This is a genomic window from Marinobacter goseongensis (assembly GCF_023156235.1).
Lineage (GTDB): Bacteria > Pseudomonadota > Gammaproteobacteria > Pseudomonadales > Oleiphilaceae > Marinobacter > Marinobacter goseongensis.
The window spans coordinates 160,852-172,112 of sequence record NZ_JAKZAI010000008.1; the positions used below are offsets into that span (position 1 = coordinate 160,852).

The 11,261-nt window shown below is 54.0% G+C and carries 11 protein-coding genes and 1 pseudogene; 11 read left to right on the plus strand and 1 reads right to left on the minus strand.

Translation table 11 applies throughout. From position 1 onward, the window contains the following. Positions 1–20: 20 nt before the first annotated feature. The gene (gene nadN, locus MLC70_RS09450) at positions 21–1,850 is read right to left on the minus strand and encodes an NAD nucleotidase (RefSeq protein WP_248183372.1); all 1,830 of its coding nucleotides are present in this window, start codon (positions 1,848–1,850) and stop codon (positions 21–23) included. Positions 1,851–2,039: 189 nt separating this feature from the next. Here nadN and MLC70_RS09455 point away from each other — a divergent pair. The 11 genes and pseudogenes from MLC70_RS09455 to MLC70_RS09500 all read left to right on the plus strand — a co-directional run. Then, positions 2,040–2,228: pseudogene (locus MLC70_RS09455) on the plus strand (IS3 family transposase); the annotation flags it as partial. Positions 2,229–2,476: 248 nt separating this feature from the next. Next, entirely contained in the window at positions 2,477–2,677 is a 201-nt protein-coding gene (locus MLC70_RS09460; RefSeq protein WP_248183374.1) for a hypothetical protein, read from the plus strand. A gap of 37 nt (positions 2,678–2,714) precedes the next feature. After that, the gene (locus tag MLC70_RS18560) at positions 2,715–2,840 is read left to right on the plus strand and encodes a hypothetical protein (protein WP_282448398.1); all 126 of its coding nucleotides are present in this window, start codon (positions 2,715–2,717) and stop codon (positions 2,838–2,840) included. A 1,055-nt stretch (positions 2,841–3,895) separates the two neighbouring features. After that, positions 3,896–4,459: a demethoxyubiquinone hydroxylase family protein gene (locus MLC70_RS09465; RefSeq protein ID WP_248183392.1), complete on the plus strand. Its 564-nt coding sequence runs from the start codon at positions 3,896–3,898 to the stop codon at positions 4,457–4,459. Positions 4,460–4,717: 258 nt separating this feature from the next. Then, a complete protein-coding gene (locus MLC70_RS09470) occupies positions 4,718–5,080 on the plus strand; it encodes a hypothetical protein (protein WP_248183376.1) in 363 nt (120 codons plus the stop codon). Between the two features lie 824 nt (positions 5,081–5,904). Beyond that, complete coding sequence (locus tag MLC70_RS09475; protein ID WP_058091237.1) at positions 5,905–6,903, plus strand: lipid A deacylase LpxR family protein; 999 nt, start codon at positions 5,905–5,907, stop codon at positions 6,901–6,903. Positions 6,904–7,219: 316 nt separating this feature from the next. Then, a complete protein-coding gene (locus MLC70_RS09480) occupies positions 7,220–7,840 on the plus strand; it encodes a glutathione S-transferase family protein (protein WP_041654905.1) in 621 nt (206 codons plus the stop codon). A 63-nt stretch (positions 7,841–7,903) separates the two neighbouring features. Further along, positions 7,904–8,572, plus strand: coding sequence for a cupin domain-containing protein (locus MLC70_RS09485; RefSeq protein ID WP_008170339.1), 669 nt, complete (start codon positions 7,904–7,906; stop codon positions 8,570–8,572). Positions 8,573–8,615: 43 nt separating this feature from the next. Next, positions 8,616–9,182, plus strand: coding sequence for a TetR/AcrR family transcriptional regulator (locus MLC70_RS09490; RefSeq protein ID WP_008170337.1), 567 nt, complete (start codon positions 8,616–8,618; stop codon positions 9,180–9,182). Between the two features lie 78 nt (positions 9,183–9,260). Beyond that, positions 9,261–10,067: a dienelactone hydrolase family protein gene (locus tag MLC70_RS09495; RefSeq protein ID WP_008170335.1), complete on the plus strand. Its 807-nt coding sequence runs from the start codon at positions 9,261–9,263 to the stop codon at positions 10,065–10,067. An 84-nt stretch (positions 10,068–10,151) separates the two neighbouring features. Further along, positions 10,152–11,237, plus strand: coding sequence for an aldo/keto reductase (locus MLC70_RS09500; protein WP_058091238.1), 1,086 nt, complete (start codon positions 10,152–10,154; stop codon positions 11,235–11,237). Positions 11,238–11,261 lie beyond the last annotated feature (24 nt).

Sequence of the window (11,261 nt, forward strand, 5' to 3'; positions counted from 1 at the left end):
TATTGTGTTATGTCGAAGTATTACTTGGCAGGCGGAATGTAAGACTGGGTTGAGTAGTCTTCCAGTGCCGGCTTGCTGATGGTGGTTTGTGCTCTGACGTAGTCTACGAAGGACTGGGCATAATCCAAAAAGGTGTCTACCGAACGACCGTCTTCCGTTACTGTCCCAAACGTAATGTAGCCATCTCGACCGCCCCCGGTAAAACTATTGGTCACTACATTCAAGGATTCGGTCTCCGTCAGTGCGCGCCACTGGGTTTCACTCCGGCCTCTGACCTCAATGTTGAACAACTGATTTCCGTCGCTGCGGGTCATGTCCACATCCCATCGAAGGCCGGCGGCATATGGATAAGCACCTGTGGACCCGTCTGGCGCATGTGCGAAAGTTACGGCTTCATTCAACACCTGGCGAATTTCTGCTCCGGTCATGGTCAGGTCTACCAGCGTGTTCGCAAACGGCAGCAACGTGTAGGCATCACCGATGGTGATGTCGCCGGCCTCAATGTCGGTACGGACTCCGCCAGCGTTCTGTATTGAAACGTCGGCGTTCTTGCTGAGGAACAGGAATGCCTGAGCAACAATATTTGCAATGTCACCGCTACGCTCTGCGGTGTTTCCATCACAGCTTGGAAGGTTGCTGCGGCCTTCGCCGGGGATACGCTCGAGACAGAGGTCCTCTGTAGCGGTGCCGACCACTTCATTACGGAAAGTATCGAGTTGCTGAGTGTAGTTCGCCAGTGCACCAGCCACTGTGGGGTCTTCGGTCACTATACTTAATTGCGGTGCGGCATCGATTGCATTCAGGATTTCCCGGCGCTCGGTACCCTGAGGCGAATATTCGTTGCCTTGGTCGTCCTCGCGGATAATATCGTCACTTAATAAAAGGTGCGGAACACCAGAGCAGGATTCTACAACGCCCTCAGCATTCCACTGAATATTAAGTTCGCCAACGACTTGAGAATACTGCCACGCCTGCGCTATACACACTTTGTCGCCGTCTGCATTGGTGCGCTCGGTTGGGAAAGGACCAGCGGATGTCAGACCGAAACTGGAAAAATCACCAAGCAGAGTGTGAGAGTCGCCGCCAATGATCACATCCACACCAGACAGCGCTTCTGCCAGAGCCAGATCATTCTCATATTGATAATGCGTAAGCAGAATGATTTTATTCACTCCGGCTGCCTCCAGTTCATTGATTGCTGACTGGGCAGTTTCGGTTTCATCGAGGAACTGGGTACTGGCCAACGGGCTGGAGCTGTTTCGGGTTTTGTTGCCAATGTCGATGCCTACAATACCCACTTTTTGGCCCGCTACCTCTTTTACGATGAATGGCTTAATGAAATCATCGACAGCGGTCGGTGCGAGGGGGGTGCCCACCTCAGGGACCACGTTGGCGGCCAATACTGGAGTTTGGCAGCTTCCATTGGCGAGGAATTCAAGGAACTTTCTCAGACCTTCATCACCTCGGTCAAACTCGTGATTGCCCAGAGCAAACGCATCAAAACAGACGAGGTTCATCAATTCTGCATCTGCCTCACCCTCATAAGCGGTGAAATAAAGCGTACCCGTGATCGCGTCACCCGCGTGCAACTTCAGTACGTTTTCCAGTGCCGACTCCCGTTCGGCAATCTTGGCGGCAACACGGGGGAACCCGCCGGCGGAAAACTCAGTGTCCTGTCCGGCAATTGTCAGCGACTGCGAGTCGCCCTCCAAATGAGAGTGGTGATCGTTGATGTGAAGGATGTTCAGGCTCAGCGGCGCAGCCGATGTGTTGCTGTTATCGTCGCTATCGTTGTTGCAGCCGACCAAGGCTACGAGAGGAAGTAGTAACCAGACAGACTTATGAATCATTTGCTGACTCCAACTTATTGATGATGAGTCTGATGTTCCTCGCATTGGGAGTCAGTAAAGTGATGGTTTTATTGCAAGAGAATGACCAATTGGTTGACCTTATCCCAGAGTTTTGGCCCATCGGTGGCTGGAAACCCTGGTATGTCAGCGTTTTGAGCCAGAAAAATGCAGCGACGAGGGGGCACACCGGTTCGCGAATACATCATCGCTTGGCACGGTTACCTCGCAAAACTCCGCATGGATTACGGTCCGGAATTCATCTCGATTGACTTGGCAGATCGCGCAGAGTAGTACGATGCTTGGCAGGTATTCATCAAGCCGGGCATACCAACTCAGATTTCGTATGTTGAGCGCTTCGATCGGACTCACCGGGCGGAAAACTCCAATCAGCAGAGCAACTGAATTAGGGATGTATACAGGTCTTTGGCCATTCGAATGTCACGCTGCCAATTGGGTGTGGGCATCTGTCACCTGATGCATTTGAGGAAGTGGTGACATTAGGTCCTCGTGTCTGTGAGTTGTGATAGGTCATACTTATGTGGATTTGATATTCGATTGGCTAAAACGATATCATTACGATATACAGTGTATATACTTAAATTGGTTCTCAGCGAATTGGATTTTCCATGGCAGACGAAGGTGTTTCCGAAAAGCCGTTGAAGTCCCGAAAGAAGAAAGCGGGCAAAAAAGATTCACAGCTACTCATTCGGATTAACAGTTTGGAGCGGGGCGAATTCATCTCCCTGTGCGAAGATCTGGATACAAGCGCAGCCAGAGAGTTGAGAAAGTTCATTCGCAATTTCATCCGCACTCATAACGATGACTGAGACCGCTTAACTCAAGCATCACACTAGGAGTGAAGACATGGCTAAGAAAACTTCAAAGAAAGTAACCAGCCTCAAAAAAGCAATCAAAACTCGCAAAGAAAAGATTGCTAAGCATGAGGGTAAGCTGAAGGGCCTCAAGAAGAAGCTGAAGAAAGCTGCCTAAAACGCCCATATAGCGATTCGTCTTCACACCTACGTGGAGTCGTTTCCAGCTATACTCAAAAAAGCCCTGCCTATTTGCAGGGTTTTTTTGTTTCGCCCTAACTTGAAACGGACTTACGTCCGGCCCAATTTTTGTGAAGTGTAGTTAGCGAGGCTTGATGAGGGCCGGTGCTTTGAGCTGGGCGAGCTGTTTAAGGCTTTCCATTATTTCGATGATATGGACTGTATACGACGAGCAGTTTTCGCCTCAACTACCACGAGTGCGGCTCATGATGAAAAAGTGGGCCATTGTGATGGTGCATTTTTGATCCGCCAGACTGCCGAAAGCGTAATGTTGTTTGATTCGTGCTAAACGTCTGGATTGTTCTCTAATTGCCGCGCCCCCGAGCGCGGCTTTTTTTCGTTAAGTGGACAGGGGTATTGAGCCAAACCTGACTAATACTGAGCGGCTCACTGTGGTGCGAAAGCACTGGTCGGTAATGCGGAAATCCGGCAGAAGCATGTCAGCGATTGATCCGAAAAGTGCTAACCCAGAATTGGTCAGCGGTCGTATTGGTTACTGTATCAGCTGTCTGGGTCGTGCCAAGCAATGGACCATCGAGATCACACCTCTGAACGCTCCTTCCCGCGCTTGCGAGATTTCCAGGATCAGCGGCTGATTCGGGCAACAGGTATGAAATGGCTCGGCGTGATAGTGGGATTGGTCGCGGTGCCTTGCGTGTTGGTGTACGCATACAGTGACGTCAACTTCCTGATTGACGCGCCTTTCGCATTCTCAGCAGCAACACTTTTGCTATTAGCGTCGGTGATCACCGTGCTGTTGTCGGCGCGGAGCCTCTCTGCTCTTCAGAATCTCCATATTCACCACTACGAGAGACGGCTCCGAGAGGAAACAACCGCCGACTTGCTCGACGCATTCAGACACAGACATGGACTCAGTGAGACGGAGGTTTTTGTTGTGGTCGCTCTTTTAGATCACCGAATACCCGGATGACGGGATTAGCCCTGTCGTTATTTGTATCAGCAGTAAGTGAGGAGCGGTGAGTGTCAGAGTTAATGCTTGATAAAACTCACCTTAGGCACCTCGAAACCACCGGAGTGAGCGTCCGATTTCAGCGAGAGCTGAGGTGCAGCCATGCCGGCGAGACTGGCGCCTGTTGGATTTACCGAGGCATTCTGGCGACGCGCCCTGACGCAGAATTGCATCAGTTTGCGGTGGCTCATCTCAGGTCAGAAACCGAGCATCTAACGTTTTTTGACGACCTGCAGTGTTGTTATCGTCCGAGCTTGTTGCTACCGCTTTGGCGATTTGCAGGATTTTTGACAGGTTGGCTCCCGGCGCTCGTTGGAAACCAGGCCGTCTTCGCGACGATTGAAGCAGTTGAGACGTTTGTGGATGAGCACTATCGGGACCAGATCAATGTCCTCATGCCTCACGTTATGCGAGAGCCGGAGAGGGAAGTGTTGGCTGGGTTTGAATATTGTCGATTAGAGGAGGTCCACCACAGAGACGACGCCAAGCAGCGATCGTCATTGAGTAAGCCACTCTATCTACGGCTGTGGATGCATCTTGTTCGCATCGGGTCTCAGATTGCAGTCAAGTTTGCAACGGCGGTTTAATCGGTTCTGTTTATTGAGTGTTGCACACCACTGTCTGTGGGTACCCATGCGCTCATCCGGCAAATACGGTCACACCTTGTGCGGACAATCCTGGGTGGCGATCACGCTTGTCGGGTTATGCCGATGATAATGACACCGAGCCTGGGCAGTTCTTTATCGCGCCTCGTATTGCTCACTGTTTGTGTCGTGCGGAATTTGGTGCCTTGACCCCAAAGCCGAGATTCATTTTTTTCATTCAACGAGTGTTTAACCGAAACAATGAGAGAACACCAAGACGATGCGCCCCTTATCTTCCAGGCAGTAGACAAGGATGAAAACTACGAGATTCGAGTCCTCGTTAAAGTTGATGGCAAGCTGGCCGTGTTCAGCAGGGAAGGGCTTAATCGATCAGAGCTTGCTGCCATCTTGTCTGGCGAAATGCAGCTAGCCCGGACGCTTTGGATGCCTGAGGGCAATAATCTCAACGACCAAGTGCATTGGTGTGTGTCGAGTTGGCGTCGCCAAGGGTTTGCCTACTTGGTGCGCAATGACCGGGTATTTTTGTTGGCAGAGCGCCGCTTGGCTTCTCGTGGTGGTGACGAAAACAAAGCGCTGACCGTACCAACCAGTATGGCGATCTGATTGCCCGAACCAGGTGGAGCGGATGGTTGCTTACTCTGCAATAAAAAAAGGACCTGCGTTTCCACGCAAGTCCTTCATATATATGGCGCGCCCGAGAGGATTCGAACCTCTGACCTCTGCCTCCGGAGGGCGCCGATTGGGGGCGGTTTGGAGTGAGGTCGGTGGGTCTAAATCGTTGTTCGTCAGTAACTTGCAGGTCGGGCGGAAGCTCAAAAAAATTCTTTTAACACCGCTAGTTACACGATTTATCCCAGGTTTGGGCACACACTTGTCAGGTTAGAGATGGCTCTAACAGGACAGAATGACCGCTGCTCCAACTGCTTATTTTCCAGTTTCACAGTTTACTATGCGAACTTCAAGCTCAGAAAAAATGTCTGGTTTTAACTGTCCGAAATTGGACAGTTGTCGAGCGGGGTAGTCCGAGAGTCCGCCTGTAGAAAGCTATATTTTGCGAGAGAGTATCACCCATCGGCACTCGTTAACAGTCAAGGTTGGCCGCATCAGAGGTTATCAAGAGTAACGGGGGGATTCGGCAACCACATAGCTGACACTCGGGGCGATTAGTGTAGCGTTCAGACTACCAATAGCTAAAGAGCCAGTACCTGTCAGGTCGATTGACTACAGCTGAACTTTTCCAAGTAATCGGGTGTTCTTATCTCGTCCGGCGGCACGTTAATCCGGAAAGCTGACTGCGTCGATGGGAGGGAGCTAGAAAAGCGAGGGAAAGCGACTTAGTCTGCACATCTGATTGAGTGGCCGTTGTAACGGTATGACTCGACATAGGCCATGCTTGTTAACTCTTGTATCAACCGGAGAGACTGGATTTGAGTTGTCGCTGCGGATGTGCCCTCCTGCTGTTTTTCGTCATTAGTGTTTTCCCAACCAGCCTGAAGGCTGAAGTCGTGAACCTGTCCTGGGATAACGACCTGCTTACCGGAACCGATCGCGGCTATACAAACGGGGTACGCTTTTCGTATCTGACGGACACCGCTGACGAGAACGATGGAAAGTCGGCAAGATTTGCCCGGATTCTGCGTGATGAGCTGCGCTTTCTGCCAGGTATTGGAACTGCTGATTCAAAGCAGGCGGTAAGCCTGAGTTTGCGGCAATTCATGGTTACGCCTGAAGATATTACGGTTGAAGGTCCGCAGTTCGACGACATTCCCTATGCCGGCCACCTGTCGCTCAGCGGCACTCTCTGGAGCTGGAACGCCGATACGATTACCGGCTTTGGTGCTCACATTGGCGTTATTGGGCCCGAAAGCGGTGCCGAGTCGGTTCAGAAATGGGTGCACGAAGCCACTGGAAGCGACAAGCCGCAAGGGTGGGGGAATCAGCTTGGAACCGATGTGGTGGGTGGCATACAGGCTGCGCATGGCCGAAAACTCCTGCAACTCGGGCAGGGCGGCAACATTGAACAGCGTGTGTCGGTGGTTGGATCCGGACTACTGTCGAGTTTTCGGACTTCCGCTAAAACCGGGTTGGTCTGGCAGCTTGGCAGACACCTTCCTATAAATTTTGTGCCGGACTACGCTGGTACATCCTCAACCATCGCTTTGCCGGGCTCGTTCAAGGATTCAGGCAGTAGCTGGTCAGTATATGTGGGGCTGGGGCTGGAGTATGTAGGCTATTCCTACATCGATGACAATGCCGGGGCTTACCGTTTCGACAAAGGGCCGCTGATTGGTCAGCTTGGTCTGGGTGCTACCTGGCAGTGGGATCACCTGCTGGCCGCGGTCACATTGCGTGCCTCGACCAGCGAAGACGAGCGCCATAAAGACAACTTCAGCTTTGGAACACTGTCAGTTTCTTGGGCAATATAGAAAGGTCGGTTTTGACCGTTGCTTACGGGATGTGGTGGCGCTTGTTCCTGCTGTTAAACATAAGCGAACATTCACGGCTGCTCTTTCGCACACGCTTCTTTCAACAAAAACACTTCGATATTTATCAAATCGTCTAACTGAGAAGCTGGCTTTTTGGTTTGGCTATGTACTGCAAGAAGGCCCGGGCTGTTCTTGGCGTTTGGAATGTCTTGTCAACAGCGCAAAGAAAAGCAGAACAATCAAATTGCCTCTTGCACATCTACCTACTAATAGGTAGATTAATTGGCGCATGTTTAATGACCAACAGAGGCAATCAATGAAAATCTACGATATCGAAGGCTTCCCGAACCCGCTCCGCGTTCGCATCGCTCTGGCAGAAAAAGGCGCAACAAACCAGGTGGAATTCGTCCCGGTCGATGTCATGGGCGGCGAGCACCGTTCCGAGGCGTTCAAGACGAAAAACCCGGATGCCACCGTGCCCATGCTGGAACTTGACGACGGCACCTGCATCGCCCAGTGCAATGCCATCACCGAATATATCGACGGCGTCTTTGATGGTCCGTCCCTTATGGGTACAACCCCAGCGGAGCGTGCCCGTATCGCAATGATGAATCTGCGGGCAGAAAACGGTCTGATGAACGCCGTGGGTGCCTATTTCCACCACGCGACCCCGGGGCTTGGTCCGGATCTGGAAACCTGGCAATGCGCTGAGTGGGGTAATAAACAGAAAGAAATTGCCAGCGCAACCATGGCCTACCTTGACAGCGTTCTGGCGGACAACGAGTTTCTCGCAGGCGACAGCTTCTCGGTCGCAGACATCACCGCCTTTGCCGGCCTGGGGTTTGCGGATTTCGCGAAGGTTGACATTCCCGAGTCTCTGACCAATCTCCAGGCCTGGCGCGCAAAAGTCGCAGCCCGTCCTTCAATTGCCGGGTAATCCGAAACCTTCGGATTTAATGCAAGCGCTGAAAACATGAAGGGCACAAAAGGGAGGAATATCATGGAGATTAATGCAGATTTCTCCAAACCGGTGGTTATGCATTCCGACCAGATTGAATGGCAGCCCTCGCCCATGAAAGGGGTGGAGCGGCGCATGCTGGACCGGATCGGGGACGAAGTTGCCCGCGCCACGACCATCGTGCGTTATGCGCCGGGCAGTCATTTCTCGGCGCATACCCATACCGGTGGAGAAGAATTCATCGTACTCGATGGCGTGTTCCAGGACGAGCACGGTGACTTCCCTGCTGGCACCTACGTGCGCAACCCCCCAACCACGTCACATATTCCGGGCTCTGAAACGGGCTGTACGATATTTGTGAAACTGTGGCAGTTCGACCTGGCCGACCGCACCCAGTTCAGCAAGAATATGGAGGCCGAGCTGGGCGCCCCAGTGGGCGGCGTTGCCACCGCAAAGCTGCATGAGGACGATCGTGAGATCGTGACCTACAGCCAGCTCGATGCGGGGGCGACACTGACCTCTGAGGCGCCCGGCGGAATCGAACTGCTGGTGGTCGAAGGTTCGGCTATCAGGGATGGCGAGGTGCTGGCCAGGCATGACTGGCTGCGCCTCCCTGAAGGACACAGGTTGTCCGTGACGGCCGGGGACGACGGCGCCAAGATCTGGATGAAAACGGGGCACCTGCGATTTGCCGGGGCACCGAGGGTATAAGCCCGGCAATAGCGGGATTGAAAAGGCAGACAGGTGAACAACCATGAACCGTGATACCAGAACAGCCCTGATGGATCTTGCCGAGCACACCGTCCGGTCACGGGGCTTTGACGGGTTCAGCTACGCGGATCTGGCCGAGGCCATCGGCATTCGAAAGGCCTCGATCCATTATCATTTCCCCACCAAGGCGAAGCTCTCCGAAGCCTTGATCGAGCGCTATCAGACCAGTCTGCAGCAGGGTCTGACCGAGATAGACGCAGCCCATGCCAGCGCTGGCGCGCGCCTCAAGGCACTCATTGCCCTGTACCGCGGGGCGTTGCATGATGGCCAGACCGTGTGTCTGTGCGTTGCCTTTTCGACCTGCCGCGAAAGCCTGTCCGACACCGTTATTGCCAGAGTCGGCGCCGTTCGCGCAATGGTTCTGCAGTGGATTACGGCAACGTTTGAACTGGGACAAAGGGATGGATCCGTCTCGGCCATCCTGGGTCCCGCCGATGAAGCGCAGGCGACCCTGGCGATGCTGGAAGGGGCCCACCTTGCCGCGCGCACCGAAGAAGACCTCGCCGTGTTTGATGCCGCAACGCGACTGCTGCGCGCCCGCTGCCAGTAACGACGGGACAGGAATCGCGCTTTGATGTACAGAATCGCTACGCAAATTGACTCATAACGAGCGAAAAGGAGCAAACAGATGATGAGCACCCTGAAAACAGCACTGGCAGCAGCCACGCTGTCACTCACTGTTGCAAGTACGCAGGTACTGGCAGAAACGCAAACCAGAACCATCGAGTATCAAGTCGGCGACGAGACCTTCACCGGCTACATGGCCTGGGATGATGAATTCGGGCAAAAGCGTCCGGGGGTTCTGGTGGTCCATGAATGGTGGGGGCACAATGAATTTGCCCGGAATCAGGCAGAACGACTTGCCTCGGCCGGCTATACGGCGTTTGCGCTGGATATGTATGGCTCTGGCAAACAAGCCGACCATCCCGATACCGCCCAGAAGTTCATGCAGGAAGCCACTCGGGACATGAGTCAGGTCAAGGCGCGCTTCATGAAGGCGATGGACATCCTGAAGAACCACGAAAGTGTTGATGCGTCCCGAATTGCGGCACAGGGTTATTGTTTTGGCGGCGCCGTGGTTCTCAACATGGCGCGCATGGGCGTCGATCTGGACGGCGTTGTCAGCTTCCACGGCGCGCTCGGCAGCCCCCTCACGGCTGAACCCGAGTCCGTGAAAGCCAGGATCCAGGTGTACACCGGCGGTGCCGACAAGCTGGTCCCCTCGGATCAGGTCGCGGGCCTGGTCAAGGAGATGCAGGATGCCGAAGTCGACCTGACACTGGTGAGCTTTCCCGGAGTACTGCACTCATTCACCAACCCAGGCGCCGACAAGATCGCCGAGGAGTTCGGCATGCCGGTTGGTTATGATGAAGAGGCTGCCAGCCGTTCCTGGGATGGCACCATGCGTTTCTACAAGGCCATCTTCACCCAGTAACACAAGCGAGTGCAAACAAACCGAAACCGGCAGTATTTACAGTGAATTCTGGAACACCAACCGAAAAGCATGATGAGGTGCAACATGGCAACTGAGAGTTTACCACTGTTCGATGGAGACAATCGTCCAGGCTACAAGTCGCTGGGCAACTCGGGGCTGTTCGTATCCGAACTGTGCCTGGGCACCATGACCTTCGGCGGCGATGAGGACATCTGGGGCCTGATCGGCCAGTTGCAGCAGGAACAGGCCGACGAACTCGTGAAGATCGCCCTGGAGGCGGGGGTCAACTTTATCGATACCGCCAACATCTATGGTTTCGGCGCCAGTGAGCGCATCGTCGGCCAGTCCCTGAAGAATCTCGGCGTTCGCCGCGAAGATGTGGTGCTGGCGACCAAGGTGCTCGGCCCCATGGGCGCAAGCCCCAATGCCCGTGGTGCTTCCCGCGGCCATATAATGAGCGAATGCAAGGCGAGCCTGGCGCGCCTGCAAACGGATTATATTGACCTGTACCAGATCCACGGTTTTGACCCGGCCACGCCGATCGAGGAAACTCTGGAGGCACTGAACACCCTGGTGCAGCAAGGCCATGTGCGTTACGTGGGCCTGTCCAACTGGGCCGCCTGGCAAGTGATGAAAGCCATCGGCATCACCCGGGCCCGCAACCTGTGCCCGATCATATCCATGCAAGCCTACTACACCCTCGTAGGTCGCGATCTGGAGCGGGATATTATTCCGATGCTGAAATCTGAGAACGTTGGTCTGATGGTGTGGAGCCCACTGGCCGGGGGTTACCTGTCCGGTAAATACGAGGGGCCGGACGTTTCCGAAGAAAACCGGCGCGCCAAGTTTGACTTTCCACCCGTCAACCGCGAGCGGGGCAGCGAAGTCATCAAGGTTATGCGGGAGATTGCCGATGGCAAACAGATCGACGGCGAACCGGTCAATGTGGCACAGATTGCCCTGTCATGGCTGCTACACCAGAAGCCTGTGACCAGCATCATCGTTGGCGCCAAGCGGCCCGAGCAGCTCAGGGACAATATCCGCGCGGCCCAAATCCGCTTGTCCGACGATGAACTGATAGCCCTGGATGAAGTCAGCCGCCTGCCCGAGGAGTACCCGGGCTGGATGATGGCAATGATGGCCGGGTACCGAAACTCTACCGAGTCCTGATTCCAAAACCGACCCAACCCAACC